Here is a 19,374-nt window from a genome sequence, read left to right as displayed (position 1 = left end):
ATCCAGGTTTCTCTAATGAAATATAAACTTCCGCCCCTTGTTCTTTTCGAAAGTCATGCCGACAGATCAACCACTGATTTTTTAATAAAGAACTTGGATTATTTAAAAAAAGTAGGTTACAAGACCTTTTGTTTTGAAATTGAAGTGGGGCAAAGCTTGGAGAAGCTGATAGAGTTTCAGAGAACCATAATACAGCAACAGACCAAACTTATTGCAGCAATGGATTCAAGACATCCAGAATATGAAAAATTGGTCGAGCAATTACGAACAGTTGGCTATAAACAGCAGCTTCTTCTCGAACTCAAAGACAGTGGCTTGGAATTTAGAGCCATCGATACATCCGTTCAAAGTCAACTAAAAACCGGAATTAACTCTCTGGAAAGAAATGAAACACTAGCTAAAAATACCCTTGCTGCCGCTAATGAAGTGGACGGTGGTGTTATTGTCTTGACAGGTTTTGGTCATTGCATCTATCAGCAAATGATTGCTGATTTCGATAAAGAACATGCCAAAGACTATTTGTGGTTTCATCTGCATAATCCTGACTATGAGACGGCAGTGCATAAAAAATTAGTAACAGCCTATCAAAACGAGGGTTACCAGAAATATTTTCCGTTAGGGGTATCAGTTATTGACGTCTCCCAAACAGCAGATGTAGAACAACGGATTAAAGAAGACATTAGCAGGAAATGCTATAACTATGAGAGTGAGGAAGTTTGTACTTCAACAGCAAGCATACTTAAAATACTTATTGGCTCAGAAGTGTCCGCCCATCTGCGCACTGACGGGGAACACCACGTGGATGCGGTAGTTTCCGTGGAAGAATACACCACTAAGCATGGCACTAATGAAAGTGATTTTTTGCAAGATCTGAAAATCACTTTACAAAAAATTCCTTATGAAGTACATGATTTGAGTACCAGTTTTTCTAAAAGCTCAGGGAATCATGTCATTATCCGAGACATTAATACAAAAGAAATTGCAGAAGAAGTTCAATCACTAAAACCTCTCATTTAATTTACTAAACATTAGGAGAAGGCTGACTATTGGCAATTTCATCCTCAGGGGTCGTTTCTCCTGTTGTTTCATAGCCTGGAACGCCATCACCCAATAAATTAACCTCATCACCACCTATAAACTGGTTTTGATTTAATTCGTTAGAAGAGCCTTCCAATGCTAATTCATCAGAAAAATCTACCTGGGGTTTGATTAACGTATCGACCGTTTCCTTTTCTAACTTCGTCATAGTTCTCTCAACTATTGTATCGCCCTTTTCTAATTATAGACGGAAAACGATTTTTGAGATGAAGCTTGACGAGAAGGCAGGTAAAGGCTAAGAGACAATGCCCTTAGCCCTTTAATCTTTAACTAAAGGCGTTAATACCGGTGATATGGCGCCCTAAGACCAGCGTATGGACATTGTCAGTTCCTTCATAGGTAAATACTGATTCTAGATTTAGCATATGACGGATAACATGATACTCCAGGCTAATTCCGTTACCACCCAATAGATTACGACACATACGAGCAATTTTTAGCGCTTCTCGACAGGCATTCCCTTTTGCCAATGAAATCATGACAGGTGTTTCACGCTGTTGATCTTTTAAACGACCAATTTGTAAATTCATGCATTGTGCTTTAATTATTTCGGTATACATCGTCGCTAAATCTTTTTGGATTAACTGAAAGGAAGCTAAGGGCTTATCAAATTGTTTGCGTTCGAGCAAATAATCCCGTGCAATATCAAAGCATGCCATTGCAGCACCCATCGCCCCCCAGGCAATACCATAACGAGCTTGACTTAAACAACTCAAGGCTGCACCCAACCCTTTATCACTGGCTGGCAATAAGTTTTCATCGGGCACAAAAACGTCTTCAAAAACTATTTCACCAGTGATTGAAGCACGCAAAGACATTTTTTGTTTTATTTCAGGACAACTAAATCCCTTAAACCCTTTTTCAACGATAAAACCACGAATACCCGCTTCAGTCTTTGCCCACACAATCGCAATATCGGCAATAGGTGCATTGGTAATCCACATTTTAGCGCCATTTAAACGCCAACCACCATCAACCTTTTTTGCATTAGTCCGCATGCTGGCAGGATCAGATCCTGAATCTGGTTCGGTCAAACCAAAGCAGCCAATGATTTCACCTGCCGCCATAGCGGGTAAAAAACGTTTTCTTTGTTCTTCGCTGCCATAACGAAATATGGGATACATGCATAAAGAGCTTTGCACAGAAACAAAACTGCGTAATCCACTATCACCACGCTCTAATTCCTGACAAACCAGACCATAGGAAACATAAGATGCTTCCGCCCCCCCGTATTCTGCGGGCAAGGTTAAACCTAACAATCCCAACTCCGCCGATTTTTTTATCAACTCTCTAGGAAATTCGGCATGCTCAAAAGCGTCGGCCATTAAAGGTATGACATCTTGATTGACAAAACGTGAGACGCTATCGCGAATCATACGTTCATCATCGTGTAATTGTTCGTCAAGAAATAACAAATCGTCCACGTTCCTTCTCCCTTTTAACTGAATGCAATGCCAAAATCGCAGCAACAATAGAATCACGGCTTGGCAACAGATACTGCCATGCAGTACCTAATGGAATAAAGCAATCTTCACCTGTAATGCGTCTTATTTTTAAACGATTAGGTGCATGCTCCATTAATAATGTCATTAATCCCTCACTCACAGAACCGCTTTGACGGCCCTCATCGACAATTAAAACGCGTTTTGCTTTTGCAACTTCGCGGATTATTGCTTCCGTTGGCAAAGGACTTAACCAGCGTAAATCAACCAATTTCACCTCAATGTTATGTTGATCCTTTAAAATTTTTGCCGCTTGCTTTGATAAATAATAACCATTGGCATAGCTAAGAATAACGGTATCACCTTCGCCATCAACCCCTACTTCACCAACGTCGATCGTTTTCTCAATAGCAGGGTATTCAAATAACCAACCATTATCCCCCGTTTCATGTAAATCTTTCGTCATGTATAAGGCAATGGGCTCTAGAAAGACGATGACACGCCCTTCTTGATGGGCTAATTTCATGCAAGTTCGCAACATCATGGCAGCATCAGGTCCATTAGAAGGACAAGCCACCAATACACCCGGCAAATCCCTAAGGACAGCAATGGAGTTATCATTATGAAAATGACCGCCAAAGCCTTTTTGATAGGCTAAGGAAGCAATACGAATCACCATAGGATTTTGATATTGACCATTAGAGAAAAACGATAAGGTCGATGCCTCTCCGCGCAATTGATCCTCGGCATTATGTAAATAAGCTAAGAATTGAATTTCAGGAACAGGCAAAAAGCCATTATGCGCCAATCCGATTGCTGTCCCTAATATTGTTGTTTCATCAAGCAGCGAGTCAAATACACGTCTTTGACCAAAACGTGCCTGAAGATCGGCCGTAACCCGATAAACTCCGCCTTTTTTACCCACATCTTCACCAAATACTAGCATGTTAGGGTACTGCATCATTAAATCGGTTAAGGCAAAATTAATATTCTGGCAAAGGTTACGCTTCATGGTTAACTGGTTGTAACTTCCAGCAAAAACTTGCTGACGTCTTGACTCATCTGGCGGTAAGTAAGCACGTTTATTTCGTCCTTTCGGTAGTAATGATGACATCACTTCTTTGGCACTGCTCATTTTAGGCAAGTGAATTGCTTCCATGGCTTTTGCTTCAATCAGGGCGCGATTATCTTGATATAAATCAATGATAGCCTCTAAGGTCATCCATCCTTCCCGGTAAAGGATACCCGCTGTATATAATAAGGGATCGTTTGCTTCTCTTTGCTCAATTTCAGCCTGTGTATTATATTGTGACTCGATATCAGAACCAGCATGCCCTAATAGCCGCACACATTTCATGTGTAAAAATACGGGCTGTTTTTTTACTCTAGCCAGATATTCAGCTTGCTGTGCCTTTTGATAAATATCAGCAATATTTAAACCATCGCAACTTATATAGTGCAGTCCCGGACGCTGTTTTATTGACGTTTCTATCCAGGTGTTCGGTGTCGGAACTGAAATACCGATGCCGTTGTCTTCACAGATAAAAATTAAAGGTAATGGATAAGGTTGTGTTGCAATCCAGGAGCAAGCATTCAACGTTGTTTGTGCTGAAGCGTGGTTTGTTGAGGCATCGCCAAAAGAACATAAAATAAGCGAATCAGCAGGTAATTTACTATGAATCGCTAATTCTTTGGCACGCGTAATCGACAATGCTGTACCTAATGCTTTGGGTAAATGAGACGCAATGGTTGACGTTTGGGGAGGAATAGTTAAAGGAACACTTCCAAATACCTTATGTCGCCCACCGGCTATTGGATCTTGAGCCGCAGCAACCAACGACAATAAAATATCTCTTACGCCGTCTGTGCTTGCTAATTGCTTGGCTCGTTGTATGTAAAAGGCACCACTGCGATAATGTAAAAAAGCCATATCACTGGCTCTAAAGACTTTGCCAAATACGGCATTACCTTCATGACCACTGCTACCGATGGTGTAATAAGACAACCCTTTTTCTTTTAATTGGCGAGCAATAAGGTCAAGCAAGCGAGACTTAATCTGCGAATCAAATAATTCAATCGCAGTTTTTTTATCCATATCCACATCCGTGGGCATGGTCGCGCTTTTAATAGCAGGAAAATCCCCGTTTTTTATGCGGTTGATAAATTGTTCATCGACTACGCTGGCTCTATCTAGCATCTTTACACCCTGTCTTAGTATCCCCTGTATAGGGGTGATATCCTTTCTGGTCGGTATTGCTTATCAGCCTGCAACTTGTTCAAAATAGGCTTTACGGGCAATGACATCAATACTTACCTACTGTTGGCCGCATCAAGTGATTGCCATTACGGCCGATACAGAGGGCATCAGTATAGTGAAATGCCTTTATAAATGACAAGTAAATTAAGTCAAAGGATGAAATATGGCTGTTGAGATACCGAATAACACGCCAATTGTCAGGTTGGAGCCTATCCAGGAATTAAAACAGACCAAGGCTGTCACGGAACTCTACGTGGGCCAAATATTAAAGACCGTGGTGGTTAAAGCATTAAGTGAAAATCAGGTACTTATCAATATTAATGGTCAAAACCTCAATGCTCGAACATCACATCATGTCGAACCCGGTGAGTTGCTACAAGTTAAGGTCCTGCAAACTGAAGGAGAAGCTGTATTACAAATTCTTCGAACGCCTCTACAAACAAACCCATTACAAACTGCGTTAATGCAAACATTACCTAAGCAAGCGCCCCCCGCCTACCTACTCGCAACACTAAGCGGTTTAGGGGCGTTACCTAATTTACCAGCAACCATTCAGCAACAAATTCAACAGTTATTGGCAAGTATCACCCCATTGACACAATTACCCCAGCACTTGGCACAAGCAATAAGTCATAGTGGTATTTTTTGGGAAAACTCTCTTTTAAATTGGCGACGAGATAATCCGAAAGAATCATTAAATTTGGATTTTAAAGGACAATGTTTGCGTCTATTGACTATGCTAAACAGTCAATTACCCTTATCTAATACCTTACGTAATCCAGCCAGTTATTACGAGTCCGATACCTTATCGCTACCAGCTAACTTCCCACAACCTCAGCGCAGTTTACTGCCACTTTCATTTACCGACCAGCCTCTTGAACAGGTGCTTGCTATATTGCGAGAACATACGGCCCATACCTTAGCTCGAATAGAAACCAATCAATTGTTGCATTTACTGAGCGCACAAGAAGCCCCTTATAGCTTGATGCTTGATTTACCCGTCAATACCTTAGCTGGACTTGAAGTTATTCCACTTAAATTAGAAGATAATCGTCAAAAAAATGCCCAGGCTTCAGGCTGGTCTATCAGTTTTGCAATTCATTTAACAAATCTTGGTGATATACAAGCCAAGGTGAGTTTGCAAGGCTCAGCTATTGATATCCAACTCTATGCGGAAAAAGAAGAAACAGTCGAATTTTTAGCAGCCAGCCAACAAATTTTTGCCAATTTACTGCAAGAATTAAATTTATCCCTCAATTTATGGAATGTTAATTTGGGATTGTTTAGTGAAGAAATAGATACAAGCAATCTTCATTTACTGGATATACGAATATGAAAAAAGACAAACTACAAGCCGTAGCACTACGCTACGATGGCAAGTCAGCGCCTAAAGTTACGGCAAAGGGTGAGGGAGCCATTGCCCAGCAGATCATAAAAATCGCCAAAGAACATGGCGTTCCCTTACAACACGATGAACAATTAACAGCACTTCTCGCGCAAGTAAATTTAAATAAAGAAATCCCGCCAAACCTTTATGTAGCCGTAGCACAGTTGCTTGCATTCCTCTATTACATCAATGAAAAAACCCCTCGCGATTACCAATAAACTGGCAAAAAGTGATCAAATATTCTACAATTTAGCTACCGAAGCAGACTTGAGGTCAATTATGAAACGGATAGCATTAGTGCCTATGTCAGTCATTTTGACAGCTTGTGGTTATAACACTGATGTAGTGGAATATAGACAAGTTAGTGTTACGCCTGTGGTTACAACTCGTGTCGTTTCAACTCCCGTTGTTACAAAACGCTGCTGCCCTACTGTGGTCACAACACCAAGAAGATGTTGTCCTACAGCCACCACCGCAGTCGTTACGACGCCTAGTTGCTGTGGCTCCAGCGTAGTTACCACCCCCGTTGTAACTACTCCAGTTGTCTATGATTCAGTAAATATTGTTGATACAGAACCTGTTGATGTAACAACAACTACTGTTGAATACTATTAAAATTTCGCTCACAGCAGCAAGACTCTTTTAAAGAGTCTGCTGTGACAAACTCAAATGAGCGTGCTTTTATTAAAGCCTGTTGCTTCTTTAATTTTATTAATGATATCTTAGCCCCTGGGTCTCAGCTACTTTATTAGCACATAACTCGATGAAATCTTTTGCTAAATCAGCTTTATGAGCCTGCAACTTGGCGCTGTTAGTTTGCGATAAAAGATCTAAATAGCCTGATTCTGCCACGTTGGTATTCCATTCAGAAATAACGCCCGGATCCTCTTCATTTTCTGTTGCCTGTACTTTAGAAGGACCAGCTTGATCTTCTGGACTCATTGCCGTGATAGCACTTTGCAAATTATGCTCATTGAAGGCTTTATCTACAGCTTCCTGAATTTGCGCAACCGTTCCTGTTCCTGCAAGGTAGTTCTGCATAGCCGTAACCACAGCTCTTTTTTCTGCAGATAATTGCGACAAATCATCCAGGGGATTCAATAATGATACTTCCTCAAGCTCACCTGTGATTCCCTTTAATAATCCGACACGCCCGGCTACTGCTTGCTCACGCTCATTAGCACTTTTACATCCACCGAGTGAGGCAGGCTCGATAAAAACGGATAACGCTTGAGAAAGCATGCCAAATTGTTTATTTTGATGGGCATCATTTGCCATCATCTTAAACAAAGTCTGGGCCACTAAGGATGGCATGTCTTCAGCAGGAGCCATTGGTTTTGTTAATGTAGCCTTCCATGCTGTTTTCAGACTTTTCAACGTTGTTATGGTATTATCTCCGTAATCGGAATCTTTGAAGTAATTCAGACCATTGCCACGTTGCGATAAAAAACTCAAATAATTAGTATGTGCTGTGCCATAAGCTGCCGTAATGCTTTGTCGCAATTCTGGCGAAAAAGCTGCTGCGTGATAATTGAAAGTAGCCAGTAAGGCTATATCCGTCATAATCGCAGCTTCTTTCGTCGCACCATCGCTCGCACTGTAACTCAATTCATAGGTATGTTGATTAACGGGAATATTTTGCACATAGATGAGTGAATTAAGCTCCCCTTTTGCGACCAGCTCCGCATTATACAAGTGAGAACCCTTCAAAATACGTGCCGCACTTGCACGCTGCTTATTCTGTAGTTCTACAAGAGGAAGATTATCAATATACTTGGGGTGCAGGGAGGTTAATAAGTTATAAACAATAGGCCCCCTGTACGCACTATTTCGTTGCTGTAATAATTGATGGTCATATGCAAGTTTGTCAGCGACATCCCGAACCGCACTTTTATGCGCAGCGCTCGTGATCCCGGTGTTAATCGCTATCGATGGAACACGTGCCTCAACCGTTCTATTGGCATAAGCGGTAACGTCATGGCTATCGGGATTATAATGACAGCGGCTAATAACGCGGATAGCTTGCTCTTCAGCGCCGAATTTTTTATTATGCGCTGTCTTTTCCGTCGCACTAATATGCGTCGCCGTTTTGTTACTAGCATCGGTGCGAAAATAATCCAATCCGGTTGCCGTAATTGATTCAAACGCCTTATCTGTTAATTTTTTACTCAATTCAGCATTTATTGCGCTGAAATTATCCTTTGCTGCCAAAAAGTCTTCCACTAACATTTTACGTGCCATTTTGGCTAGTTGCGGCCGGGCTTGGTCTAATTTTTTATTAAGTTCCACATAGTTAATATCGATGCCATTGGCACCCTTAACCTCATTTAAAATTCTGGTAAAAGTGCCCAATACTTCCTTATTGATTGCAAGCATTAACTCATCGCGTTCCTGAGGAGTGAGCGCTGCTGCACGGCTGGTTTTTTCCAAAGCACGTAAACACAAGGAAGTATGCAACATTATTTCTTCTTGCAAGGCAATAACACTAGAACGCTTTGGAGACCTCAAGTAAGCATCCAGGAGTGCATCTGAACCACCGGTGGAATCAACGGCACGCTTAAATTTAGCTTTTAAGTCATCGTGTTTAGCAATGTCGATGTTACAGAACGTTGTGTCAGTAAGCTTGGCACCTAACAACTTTTCCAATTCAGCTTTCGACCCTCTGTCAATTCCTGTTATTTGCCCGCAAATAAGCTTGTAGTCTTCAGGAGTAAAGCTTACAGGAATAATGAGATGACCTTGAGGGTCAAAGATTAATGTTTCAGCCCGCGCAGTTGTAGCGTTATGCAAAGCCTTTTGCACTAAAGCAGTTTGATATATCGCTTCGGCTTTAGCTTGCTGATTGGTACGACTTTTTTCAAATTGCGCATAAGCTTCAAATTCTTTAACAACAGTGTCAATTTTCTGGCCAAGCTTGGTATTATAATTGGCTTGTGGGTGAAGAAGAACTTGCTCAACTTTAAGATCCAGAAATTGCTTTTTGCGCTCGGCAATATTCTCAGCAGCAGTTCCTAAATAGAATTCTTCCCCTGAAGGACCAGCTAACGCCTCTTTAGTAAAGGGTACTTCTTCATCTTTCGCCGTTAGATTAGCTAATTTATATAGCTCAAACATTACACCGGCAGCCCGAGAGTTATGTGGTCCACTCCATTTGGCAAACAAAGCCTCTTTCTCGGATGCATCTAATGCACTTAAGTGCTCATTAAGCACAGTAACTGTTAAGCCTTTTACTTCAATGTCTCGCATTAACTTTTTAAAAAAATCTGTTTTAAAGGTGTTCGGTCCCTCAGCGAGGTATTTTCTAATGGCCTCAATAGCAGGCTTTGCTTGATACTGGGCAATCAATGTATCTTGCTGTTCGGCTAAACGGCCAGAAATTGTCTCTTTTAGTTGAGTAAAAACGTCATGTTTAGGATGAGTATTTTTTGCAAGGTCAGAGCGGATACGCGTATCATGAAGAATGTCTAACATTAAAGCGGATTTTTCAGCATCAAGACCGGTAAATAGCGCGTTACTCTCTATACCTTCATGAATTTCCTCAATTTTATCAATGCTCAGGGACGCTTGTACTTTTCTGCGCAAAACAGGAGGAAGTTTGAAAAACCGCTCAGGATCAGCTGAAACCAAAGCGGTTGCAATCGCAGGATGAGAATGGAGTAAAGGCTTCACTAAGTCAGGATTTCCATCCACTTTATCCAATAATTTGTCAATAAAATCTTCCGCTTCTACCCTGTCTCTTGCTAGATAAAAGCTATAAAGCTCACTTACCACTTGTGGAAGATATTCAGGAGCCTTCTCATTTAATTGGGTTAAATGTTTTTGCAGATTTTTAAATGCAATATCTATCTTTTCATACTCTTCAAGCATTGCTTGAACTAAGGTTTTACCTTGATGGGTCGTACGATTATCAAACGTCAGAGCATGCTTTAATTCGTGATCAAGCACGCTTTTTGCGTGCGTTGAAGGATGCTTTTGCCAGTAGTGATAGGGAGTACTCTTTAATATTGCTTTATTAGGCTCAGAAAGTTTTGTCTCTACAATCGTTACTAAATCGAGATCAGCTAAGTTAACATTTAAAGTACGATAAAGATCACGTACCCATTGTGCCGCTTGTGTATAAGATGATCTAGCCTTGTTCCTGCCTAACCAGAATAATTTTGTGCGCTCATCTTCAGATAATCTAGCCAGGGCATCCGTCAATTGTGCTGCAGTCAGCCTATTTTCCCTCATTAAGCCAAGAATTTCACCGAAGAATCTTTTTTTGACGAGGTTTTCTGCAGAGTCGTTTTTACTTGCTATATAAGCTTCAAGGTCGTTAATTATAGGCATAATCGTTTTGCTACCAATAGAGAGCTACTACTATAGATTATAGAACTTAGCTTAAGAGAGTATTATTTAAGACAGTTTTTTTAAAAAATACTCTCACGTGACAGAATAGGTTTAGGCCGATGGTATGAGAGATTTTTATCTTGCGCAAAAATCACCCTATTTTCTTAATTATACTAAGGCAGTATGATAGAAAATTATCGTTCTCTTTCTAATTATTATGAAAAAACTTCTACTGTTATTTTTGGCATTTTTAAGTTCACAAACTCAGGCCTTGCCTCAGGGATTTGCCTATCTACAGCAAGTCGCACCGCAAATTATTGAGGATTTACGCTACGCGACAACAAATAATTTTATGGGACGTCGCGTGCCTGGTTATCAAAGCCATCATTGTATTCTTAGCCTGCCAGCCGCCAGGCAATTAGTGAACGTGGAAAAAGCCGCTTTAGCAATGGGCTATACATTGAAAGTATATGATTGTTATCGGCCGCAACGAGCAGTGAATGCTTTTTACCGATGGAGTCAGGATGATCGCGATCAAGCAACAAAGATGTATTTCTATCCTCGCGAAGAAAAAAGCATGCTTTTTGCCAAAGGGTACATTGCTAAAGCTTCAGGCCACAGTCGTGGCAGCACCGTCGATATCACGTTAATAAAGTTAGGAACAACAGCGCCTTCATCTATTGCAAGCACACGTTGCTATGGAAAAACGCGTGACCATATCGATGATAATTCAATTGATACCGGTACACGCTTTGATTGCCTTGATGTTAGTGCCCATACCAATTATCAACATTTGACTCCGCAACAAAAAGCCAATCGTTTGTTATTACGTAACCTTATGATGCGCTATGGTTTTGTACCTTATAAAGAAGAATGGTGGCATTTTACGCTAAAGAATGAACCTTATCCCAAAACCTATTTTGATTTTCCTGTTAAATAAAATTCAATCTCGGCACCTTGCTTGATTCCCTGATAAAGATGGCCTAATTTTTATAAGAAATATAGCCCTCCAAAATTGAGCAATTAGCTTTTCAGGAAAGCTTAAAGCTTATAAACCTTAAGGGAGTAAAAACGTGAGGCTACCTCTTTTATTTAGAATTTATCGTCGCGCCCTGTCAATTACGAGTTATCTATTCCCTGCTTTGGCAGGCATTATTAGTGCTAAACGTTTTTTAACTCCGACCAAGCATCCAAGACCCCATTGGGAACAGAAAATTATCAAAACGGGCGAAGAAAAAACGCTCGCCAATAACTTAAAATCCTGGCGTTGGGGAATTGGACCTAAAATTTTATTACTCCACGGATGGGATGGCAGAGGCAGTCAGTTAGGATTTTTTATTGAACCATTAGTGAAAGCAGGTTTTCAGGTTATTGCCATTGATGGGCCTGCACATGGAGATTCACCGGGAAAAAGAACGAATTTGGGGGAATTTGCACAAAAAATTGTTGAAATCCAAAATGAATTAGGCACCTTTTATGGTGTTATTGCCCATTCCTTTGGTGGCCCAGCGATCATACTGGCAACCGATAAAGGATTTTCTGTTAGTAAACTTGTTCTAGTATCCTCTCCCTGCGATCTACAAAAGATTTTTGATAATTTCACGCATTTTATGGGATTATCTCCTCGTTCCAGACGATATTTTCAATCTTATATCGAAAAGGAAGCGGCCCTGAAAGTACGGGATGTGCAACCCAAAGAAATTATCAAGCGAATTGGCAAGCCTATTCTTATCATTCATGACAAAAAAGATGCTGAAGTACCTTATAGTGAAGCGCTGCAATTAACGGCAGATTTGCATGATTATGATTATTTATTTACCGAAGGGCTTGGCCATCGACGAATTTTAAAATCAGAGCAACTGTTAGATAAAATTGTCTCTTTTTTTAGAAAGTAAGTCTCAATCAACCAATCAAGAGGAGGGAGATATGTGGCTTGTCTTTGCTATTACCGCTGCTTTACTGTGGGGTTTAAATTATTCATTAGCCGAAAAAATATTGCAAAGTATCTCGCCAGTGACCTTGCTAGCCTTTGAAATGTTAATTGGTGGTTTTTTATTTTTTATAATTTCCTATTTTACCTCTTTCAGAAGGGATTTAGCCCTTCTTATTGCTGAACCAACTGTCCTCTGGCTGACAATCACTGAAATTATAATTGTTATCGCTGCCAGTTTTTTTATTGTTTGTTCAATTCAATTTAAAAATGCTACCTTAGCCGGCATCATCGAATTGATTTATCCTTTGTTTATTATCCTTTTCACCTGGTTACTTTTTGGCGAAAACCATGTAGATCTTTCCGTAATTATTGGTGGGGCATTAATTTTTATTGGGGTTTTAGTGATTAGTATCCCCTAAGAATAAGCTTTCTCGACGATAATTATCAATTATCGCCGACAACAAATTAAGAAACCGATTCCCGGATAATCCACACACGTTGCGTATTATCAGGAATCTCTGTCTTTTCCATCCATAAAACAAACGGCTTAACGCCTACTCCAGACGGCATTACCTTTGAAGATAAAGCAACAGCAAAAGGATATTTATTCCTTAAGCTCTTTAAAGTATTCAGGACTGGCGTTGCATCAGCCTGATTATCTTTAAGAATTAACTCATTCCCGCGATAAATTACTGTAACCTCTTGTCCTTTAAGAGCGTCTTTTACAACGGTTTCAAGGCGTCGCCAACGAGCCTGCTGACCTCTATGCACTTCAGCTTGCGTTGGATTTTGCTGATACTTAAGACGGCGATGGGGTGAAAATACTTTCGCCCAGGTATTATTACCAGGTTTTTGCTGTAAAAAGTATGTACACAAGGCATCCACTAAATAACGGTATTTCCCTGAAATTTCAGGTTTCGTGCCCGGGACATTATTAATAAAAATAGCAAAAGCCAGCGTATGCGCATTTGCCGTATAGAGGTAGCCAGAAAGGCTGACTATTCCGCGCATGGTTCCTGTCTTTGCACGTACTAAATCTTGTTGGGTTGGTTTTTTAAAGCGTTTCTGCAGTGTTCCATCTCGACCTGAAACAGGAAGAGCTGAAATGTATTCATAAGATAGCGGAAATCTATCGTAGAGGAATCGCAATAAACTTGCGGTTTGCCCAGGGGTTAGCAAATCATCCCGTGACAATCCAGAACCATCCGTAAGTATTGCATTATTTAGCTCTACGCCTGTTTGCTCCTGGATGAATTTTTTTATCAGTGGTTGTGCTTGTGCCCAGTTGACCGGCGAGCCATGGAGTTTCTCAGCAGCATGCAAGAACAAACTATCCGCATATAAATTATCTGAAGGTTTAAGGGTATCTGCCATCAACTGCGCGATTGGTTTCGATGATTCTGTGGCAATTAATAAAGAACCAGCAGGCGCCTTGCCTAATAGAACACTCCCTTCCAATACAATATTAGCCTCGGCTAACTGTCGTTTGATAAGGCCTTGGGCGTAGGCTAAGGGGTTGCGAATGGCCATTTGTTGCTGTACTGCCCATTGCCCTACAGTGACACAGCCACGAACACTCAGATTATTTTCTTGATCCACAGAAAAATCAACGCCGCAGCGATTACCTTTGGCTTTTGTAATTACTTCATTATTAATATGAATGCTACCGCTGGCATCATCGGTTTCTACCACAGCAGGTTCACCTATTTTTGCAGATGGATTGACTGTTACCGTTAGACGATTTGTATCAATCATTACCGGTGCCAAAGGAGCACCATAGCTATATATAAGATCTTCTGCCAGCCAGCCAGGCGGATAAGGATTAACATTCGCATGGCTGCTATCAATGTAAACATTTCCTTGAATACGATTAATATTCCAGGCTTTTAAACCCGCCAAAAGGATAGCCAGACGCTCGTGATTAAAGGACGGATCGCCTGAAAGATGCAAGTATAATGAGCCCTTTAAAATACCTTGTTGTAGTTGCGAAGCGTTTGTGCTTAATTGATTTTTAAAGCGATAATCTGGTCCCAATACCATGAGGGCTGCTGCATCTGAAAATAATTTCATATTGCTGGCAGGGACAAAGGTGCGGTCTTGATTGCGGCGATATAAAATTGCCCCTGTGGTTAAATCAACCACTTCAACACCAATATTAAGCGAACGGGATACCTGATTAATTAAATTATCAGCACCGCTTTGAAAACTGGCATGAGAAGAGGCCGTTAACAAGGCTAACAATGCACCCGACAACATCCTTTTCATCAATTTCGGTTCCTTCATATTGAATTTTAATAAAGAAATATTAATCATATCGTAAGCCCATGCGCTCCAGAAGTCCTGCTAAGGTATCATTATCGAAAAATTTTACTTGAAGCCAACCACCATTGCCCTCGCCGTTAACAATTTGAACAGGAGCACCTATTTGTTCCGCAATTTGAGCTTCTAATCTCTTAATATCACGATCACGATGCGAATCTCGTAGTGGTTGTTCTCTTCCTTTCATTTCTTTAACTTTTTTCTCCAAATAACGTACTGACCAGTCATGCTCCGTAATTTGTGTTGCTAAAGAAGATTGTTGATTTGCTGAGAGCCCAACCAACATTTTTGCATGCCCCATGGACAGGCTTCCTGATTTTACCTGCTCCTGCACACTCTCACACAAGGTTAACAAACGTAAAATGTTCGTGATATGGCTGCGGGATTTGCCAACTAAAGCGGCTATTTCATCCTGTTGAAAATGAAACTCATCCAGCAGGCGACGATAACCGTTGGCTTCTTCAATTAAATTTAAATTTTCTCGTTGAATATTTTCAATCAGCGTAACGGCGGCGGCTTGCTCATCGGAATAATCACCAATAAGGCATGGAAGCTCGGCCAATCCAGCAATCATCGCCGCTCGCCAACGCCTTTCACCCGCAATGATTTCGTACTTATCTTTTGTTAGTTCCCTAATCACTAAGGGCTCAATTAAGCCTTGAGAAGCAATGGAATCCGCCAATTCTTGTAGCGCTAAGTCATCAAAGTTTTTCCGTGGCTGATAACGACCGGGGTGTAAAAATTCAATGGGGATTAATTTAAATAATGTTTTCATAGGAAAGAAACATAAACAGCAATGGCTTATTGTTTCATAAGATTTTAAAATTACATAATGAATCGCAGTATTTTTACAGAATGTGGGCTATGAAGTACCTGCCGATGCGCGATAAAACAGGAAAGCGCTATTTCATTTGTAGTGCATCATTCAATAAGAAATCATTAGGCTCAATAGCTTGTGTATTTCGAGCAAAAAATCCGGAGGAAGCCACACCCGTGCTCTTATTGGTCATCTGACGCGAAACTTCAGCTGATAATAATCTATTTTCACTGAGAAACTCTTTGGCTTGTGTTTTTATATAGCTATCATCAGAGCGTAAAATACGTACAAGGTAATTTGCAGCCTGTTGTAATTGACCAACGGAGCCTTTTTCAGCTAATGCTTTTGCCATATCCAACATGGCATTCGTCAAACCTTGTTCTGCAGCAATCCTCATCCACTTCACAAAATGATTGGAATTTTGAGGATAAATTTTTGCTAATTTATAAGCTGCCATGGCTTTTCCTTCAAGCGCTAAAACCTTCAGCTGCTTATATAAATTAATAGTTTCCGTCTTAATCTGATAATCATTTGGAGTTTGTTTCCGAGCTTGCGCCAAATTATCAAACTCGCTTCGTTTATTGGTCATAAATCACTAAGTTTAGCAATGAAAGTTAAACAATAAGTGACTAAAATTAACTCAATATTAAGATAGACAAGCTTTACACAATCTTTACTTTTCACAGAGCAATCAGGATGCCGGCGTAGATGGGCAACTATTCAGGAAATGGTTGTCCGCCTGCGCGGGTGTGACGTATTTTGGGGTCGATTAAACATTGCCAGTCCAAAGCAATCTTATGTTCTATCGTAAAGATACCATCCCACATGAAAAAGCATATGAGCTGCGATACCCGCCAGTAAGCCAAACTGCCAAAAAATCCAACCAAATAAAATGGCCTGCCATGCATAGAGTAATAACATGCTATAAATAAAGCGTCGGCTTGATTGACAACCAGCTGCAATATAAACAGGTAACTGCACTAAGGCGAGAATTAACCCACTTAAGACAATAGCGCTCCAAACGATAAAAGAATTTTTTTGATGCGCCAGAAGAATCGCAAAGAAAGCTGTGACATTTATTAAGCCCCAACGCGCTATAATTTCCTCAACAACGCCACCGTAGAGAATACAGCCATCAACCCCCACGACTGCTCTTAATTTACGCATTATCTGAAATGTTTCTGTATCCAATATACTGGCAACTAATCCGTAGTAGAGAAAGAAGAAAATTAGCAAACCACCCACAGTCATTAAAAACACGGGCAATAGCATTGCCTGTATTTGGTCAAAAACCGGTTTTCCCTGTAGCATGGCATCTAATACTGGAGCATTTAACCCTGTTTTTAACGATAATACGCTTCCGCCCATGGCCATTAAAAACACCATAAACAATGTTTGCGCAATACCCAGGCGACTCACCCGTTTTTTTAATTCTTCGCTGTTATTTGGTAACAAGAGATTAATCAATCGCGGCACTGCAATAAATACTCCTGGCAGAGCCAGACAAAATAGCACAATGATTAAAGGCCAATTAATTTGCATTATTACTCTTTCCTAAGCACGCTATAAAAAAATCCATCACCTCTATTTTCTTCGGGTAAAATTTGCCAACCATAACCTGTATTGTGTCCCCAGGGTTTATCCTCTGATACGATGGAACAATCTTCGCAACTTGCCACAAATCGGGCAATTTGTTGTTCATTTTCTTCTTTCATAATGGAACAGGTTGCATAAACGAGTAGACCACCTCGTGCAAGTAAGGGCCATAAACTCACTAATAAATTAAACTGGAGCTTGGTTATCGAGGTAATTTCCTCAGCTGTTCTTAAGAGTTTAATATCTGGATGCCGCCTGATAACCCCAGTAGCAGAGCATGGCGCATCAAGAAGAATACGTTCAAAGGGCTTCCCATCCCACCAGGACTGGGGATTTAAGCCATCGCCCTGGATTAGATTAGCCTCTAATTTTAAACGAGATAAATTCTCCTTTACTCGTTGCAAACGTTTCTCATCCACATCCAAGGCGACGCAGGCTGCTAATTGTGGTTCTGATTCTAAAATATGACAGGTCTTTCCGCCTGGAGCACAACAAGCATCAAGCACCCGAAGCCCTGGTTGCAATGACAGCAATGAAACAGCCAATTGCGCTGACTCATCTTGTACAGAAATGTCGCCTTGATTAAACCCTGGTAGTTCGTAAACATCACTAGCACTCTCAAGACGAATGCCCACTTCAGAATAACGATGAGGATAGGCCTGAATGCCTGCTTGTTGTAATTTTTCCAAATATTGCTGTCTTGGCAAATGACGAGCATTCACCCGTAAACTCATCGGCGGGTGGATGTCGTTTGCTTTTAAAATTTCCTGCCAAGATTCTGGCCAATTTTTTTGTACACGCTGCATAAACCACTGAGGATGTCCATAAATGAATTCCTTATTATTCTGTAACTGTGACAATATTGTTTGTTGCTCGCGGCAAAATCGCCTTAATACGGCATTAACTAATCCCTTTGCCCAAATTTTTTTGCTTTGCTCGAGCAAATTCACCGTTTCTTTTACAACGGCATAATCGGGTTTTTGCATGAAATGCAATTGATAAAGTCCCATTAATAAGGCTAACCATACTTCAATTACTTTCGGTTGCTTATCAACAAGACAGTTGGCCATGGCCTGGAGACGGAAATAATGTCGACAAACACCAAAGCAAAGCTCTTTTGTAAAAGGTGTCAGCTCTTTGGTAGATTGCATCATGTGAGAAAGTGGTGATTTGTCCTGCAATACTTTCGTTAGAATTTTTAATGCTTGTAATCGTTCTGTTTTTTTCATTGTAAAACAAAATTCACTTTCAGTTGTGAGCGATTCGCGTTTAACCAATCCGCTACTTTCATTACTTTTGAGCCAGGAAATTGAATGTACTCAACCATAAGAGCATGTTGACCGGTTGCTACCAGCATGCCTTGTTTATCCAGAGACAAGATGGTTCCAGGTTCAGCAGTAACCGAGTGCTCTACTACATGAGCCCGATAAATACGCAATATCTCTTCGCCAATCTTTGTATAGGCTATTGGCCAAGGATTATACGCACGAATTTGATTGTTAATGTCATTGGCAGTTTTATGCCAATCAATAGCCGCATCTTCCTTGCTAATTTTTTTTGCATAAGTCGCTTGCTCATGGTGCTGTGCTTCTGGCATCGCTTGTCCAAGCGCTAAAGCATTTATCGTTGCCAATAAAGGCTCTGTTGCGAGCTCGGCGAGTCTGTCATGTAAATTTCCTGCAGTATCGTCAGGCAAAATTGGGCAGCGAACTTCCATTAATTTATCGCCCGCATCCATACCTGCATCCATTTGCATAATCGTCACCCCAGTCTCACTATCACCATGCAAAATAGCATGCTGAATAGGAGATGCTCCTCGCCAGCGCGGTAGTAATGAGGCGTGAACATTAATGCAACCTAATTTAGGTATAGCAAGTACCCTACGGGGCAAAATAAGTCCATAAGCAATAACTACCATCAAATCTGGTTGCAGAGCAGCAAGTTCTGCAACATCTTCTTCATTGCGAAAATTGAGCGGTTGATAAATGGGTATATGTTGTGTGAGCGCCCAGCTTTTCACCGCGGAGGGCTGCAATTTACGCCCTCTTCCTGCAGGTCTATCCGGTTGGGTATACACTGCCAACAAACGATGCGCTGATTCTGCAAGCGCGCGAAGACTTGGTAAAGTAAATTCTGGGGTACCAGCAAAGACGATGTTCAAATTTACTCCTGGGCTTGAGCTATAGAAACGTCTAC

At 40.8% G+C, this 19,374-nt stretch carries 17 protein-coding genes; 7 read left to right on the top strand and 10 right to left on the bottom strand.

Features of this window, described 5'->3' with window-relative positions:
* Positions 1-15: 15 nt before the first annotated feature.
* Positions 16-1,017 carry a TraB/GumN family protein gene (locus PXX05_RS00415; RefSeq protein ID WP_275089087.1) on the top strand — a complete coding sequence of 334 codons (1,002 nt, stop codon included), beginning with the start codon at positions 16-18 and terminating at the stop codon, positions 1,015-1,017.
* A gap of 4 nt (positions 1,018-1,021) precedes the next feature.
* On the opposite strand, the gene PXX05_RS00410 is transcribed toward PXX05_RS00415, so the two are convergent.
* The 3 genes from PXX05_RS00410 to PXX05_RS00400 form a co-directional block, all read right to left on the bottom strand.
* Complete coding sequence (locus PXX05_RS00410) at positions 1,022-1,246, bottom strand: hypothetical protein (protein ID WP_275089086.1); 225 nt, start codon at positions 1,244-1,246, stop codon at positions 1,022-1,024.
* A gap of 118 nt (positions 1,247-1,364) precedes the next feature.
* A complete protein-coding gene (locus PXX05_RS00405) occupies positions 1,365-2,522 on the bottom strand; it encodes an acyl-CoA dehydrogenase family protein (protein WP_275089085.1) in 1,158 nt (385 codons plus the stop codon).
* Entirely contained in the window at positions 2,500-4,737 is a 2,238-nt protein-coding gene (locus PXX05_RS00400) for a dehydrogenase E1 component subunit alpha/beta (protein WP_275089084.1), read from the bottom strand. Before PXX05_RS00400 ends, PXX05_RS00405 begins: the two co-directional genes overlap by 23 nt.
* A 223-nt stretch (positions 4,738-4,960) precedes the next feature.
* Between PXX05_RS00400 and fliK the strand changes: the two genes are divergently transcribed.
* The 3 genes from fliK (at position 4,961) to PXX05_RS00385 (ending at position 6,799) form a co-directional block, all read left to right on the top strand.
* Positions 4,961-6,133 (top strand): flagellar hook-length control protein FliK, encoded by a 1,173-nt coding sequence (fliK, locus tag PXX05_RS00395; protein ID WP_275089083.1) that lies wholly within the window; start codon positions 4,961-4,963, stop codon positions 6,131-6,133.
* Positions 6,130-6,402, top strand: a complete 273-nt coding sequence (locus tag PXX05_RS00390) for an EscU/YscU/HrcU family type III secretion system export apparatus switch protein (protein WP_275089082.1) — start codon at positions 6,130-6,132, stop codon at positions 6,400-6,402. Before fliK ends, PXX05_RS00390 begins: the two co-directional genes overlap by 4 nt.
* Positions 6,403-6,463: 61 nt before the next feature.
* Positions 6,464-6,799, top strand: coding sequence for a hypothetical protein (locus PXX05_RS00385; protein ID WP_275089081.1), 336 nt, complete (start codon positions 6,464-6,466; stop codon positions 6,797-6,799).
* A gap of 96 nt (positions 6,800-6,895) precedes the next feature.
* Here the strand turns inward: PXX05_RS00385 and PXX05_RS00380 are convergent, their stop codons facing one another.
* Complete coding sequence (locus PXX05_RS00380) at positions 6,896-10,513, bottom strand: hypothetical protein (protein WP_275089080.1); 3,618 nt, start codon at positions 10,511-10,513, stop codon at positions 6,896-6,898.
* A 217-nt stretch (positions 10,514-10,730) separates the two neighbouring features.
* Here PXX05_RS00380 and PXX05_RS00375 point away from each other — a divergent pair, with 217 nt between their 5' ends.
* The 3 genes from PXX05_RS00375 (at position 10,731) to PXX05_RS00365 (ending at position 12,865) form a co-directional block, all read left to right on the top strand.
* The gene (locus PXX05_RS00375) at positions 10,731-11,453 is read left to right on the top strand and encodes a M15 family metallopeptidase (protein ID WP_275089079.1); all 723 of its coding nucleotides are present in this window, start codon (positions 10,731-10,733) and stop codon (positions 11,451-11,453) included.
* A gap of 133 nt (positions 11,454-11,586) precedes the next feature.
* Complete coding sequence (locus PXX05_RS00370; RefSeq protein ID WP_275089078.1) at positions 11,587-12,408, top strand: alpha/beta hydrolase; 822 nt, start codon at positions 11,587-11,589, stop codon at positions 12,406-12,408.
* Positions 12,409-12,439: 31 nt separating this feature from the next.
* Positions 12,440-12,865, top strand: a complete 426-nt coding sequence (locus PXX05_RS00365; RefSeq protein ID WP_275089077.1) for a DMT family transporter — start codon at positions 12,440-12,442, stop codon at positions 12,863-12,865.
* A 46-nt stretch (positions 12,866-12,911) separates the two neighbouring features.
* On the opposite strand, the gene dacB is transcribed toward PXX05_RS00365, so the two are convergent.
* The 6 genes from dacB to fmt all read right to left on the bottom strand — a co-directional run bounded on the left by dacB (position 12,912) and on the right by fmt (position 19,339).
* Positions 12,912-14,711: a D-alanyl-D-alanine carboxypeptidase/D-alanyl-D-alanine endopeptidase gene (gene dacB, locus PXX05_RS00360; protein WP_275089076.1), complete on the bottom strand. Its 1,800-nt coding sequence runs from the start codon at positions 14,709-14,711 to the stop codon at positions 12,912-12,914.
* 40 nt (positions 14,712-14,751) lie between these two features.
* Positions 14,752-15,540, bottom strand: a complete 789-nt coding sequence (locus tag PXX05_RS00355; protein ID WP_275089075.1) for a ParB/RepB/Spo0J family partition protein — start codon at positions 15,538-15,540, stop codon at positions 14,752-14,754.
* 127 nt (positions 15,541-15,667) lie between these two features.
* Positions 15,668-16,171 (bottom strand): hypothetical protein, encoded by a 504-nt coding sequence (locus PXX05_RS00350; RefSeq protein ID WP_275089074.1) that lies wholly within the window; start codon positions 16,169-16,171, stop codon positions 15,668-15,670.
* Positions 16,172-16,377: 206 nt separating this feature from the next.
* Complete coding sequence (locus PXX05_RS00345) at positions 16,378-17,124, bottom strand: CPBP family intramembrane metalloprotease (RefSeq protein WP_275089073.1); 747 nt, start codon at positions 17,122-17,124, stop codon at positions 16,378-16,380.
* 2 nt (positions 17,125-17,126) lie between these two features.
* A complete protein-coding gene (gene rsmB, locus PXX05_RS00340) occupies positions 17,127-18,407 on the bottom strand; it encodes a 16S rRNA (cytosine(967)-C(5))-methyltransferase RsmB (RefSeq protein WP_275089072.1) in 1,281 nt (426 codons plus the stop codon).
* Positions 18,404-19,339, bottom strand: a complete 936-nt coding sequence (gene fmt, locus PXX05_RS00335; RefSeq protein ID WP_275089071.1) for a methionyl-tRNA formyltransferase — start codon at positions 19,337-19,339, stop codon at positions 18,404-18,406. Before fmt ends, rsmB begins: the two co-directional genes overlap by 4 nt.
* Positions 19,340-19,374: the final 35 nt, after the last annotated feature.

Origin of the sequence: Legionella cardiaca, assembly GCF_029026145.1 — a bacterium.
Lineage (GTDB): Bacteria > Pseudomonadota > Gammaproteobacteria > Legionellales > Legionellaceae > Tatlockia > Tatlockia cardiaca.
The sequence above is the reverse complement of the archived record's forward strand: the minus strand, read 5'-3'. Positions and strand labels throughout refer to the sequence as shown.

Coding starts and splice junctions, on each gene's coding strand:
- PXX05_RS00415 (WP_275089087.1), top strand. CDS start 16: ATGAAATATAAACTTCCGCCCCTTGTTCTTTTCGAAAGTCATGCCGAC.
- PXX05_RS00410 (WP_275089086.1), bottom strand. CDS start 1,246: ATGACGAAGTTAGAAAAGGAAACGGTCGATACGTTAATCAAACCCCAG.
- PXX05_RS00400 (WP_275089084.1), bottom strand. CDS start 4,737: ATGCTAGATAGAGCCAGCGTAGTCGATGAACAATTTATCAACCGCATA.
- fliK (WP_275089083.1), top strand. CDS start 4,961: ATGGCTGTTGAGATACCGAATAACACGCCAATTGTCAGGTTGGAGCCT.
- PXX05_RS00390 (WP_275089082.1), top strand. CDS start 6,130: ATGAAAAAAGACAAACTACAAGCCGTAGCACTACGCTACGATGGCAAG.
- PXX05_RS00385 (WP_275089081.1), top strand. CDS start 6,464: ATGAAACGGATAGCATTAGTGCCTATGTCAGTCATTTTGACAGCTTGT.
- PXX05_RS00380 (WP_275089080.1), bottom strand. CDS start 10,513: ATGCCTATAATTAACGACCTTGAAGCTTATATAGCAAGTAAAAACGAC.
- PXX05_RS00375 (WP_275089079.1), top strand. CDS start 10,731: ATGAAAAAACTTCTACTGTTATTTTTGGCATTTTTAAGTTCACAAACT.
- PXX05_RS00365 (WP_275089077.1), top strand. CDS start 12,440: ATGTGGCTTGTCTTTGCTATTACCGCTGCTTTACTGTGGGGTTTAAAT.
- dacB (WP_275089076.1), bottom strand. CDS start 14,711: ATGAAAAGGATGTTGTCGGGTGCATTGTTAGCCTTGTTAACGGCCTCT.
- PXX05_RS00355 (WP_275089075.1), bottom strand. CDS start 15,540: ATGAAAACATTATTTAAATTAATCCCCATTGAATTTTTACACCCCGGT.
- PXX05_RS00350 (WP_275089074.1), bottom strand. CDS start 16,171: ATGACCAATAAACGAAGCGAGTTTGATAATTTGGCGCAAGCTCGGAAA.
- PXX05_RS00345 (WP_275089073.1), bottom strand. CDS start 17,124: ATGCAAATTAATTGGCCTTTAATCATTGTGCTATTTTGTCTGGCTCTG.
- rsmB (WP_275089072.1), bottom strand. CDS start 18,407: ATGAAAAAAACAGAACGATTACAAGCATTAAAAATTCTAACGAAAGTA.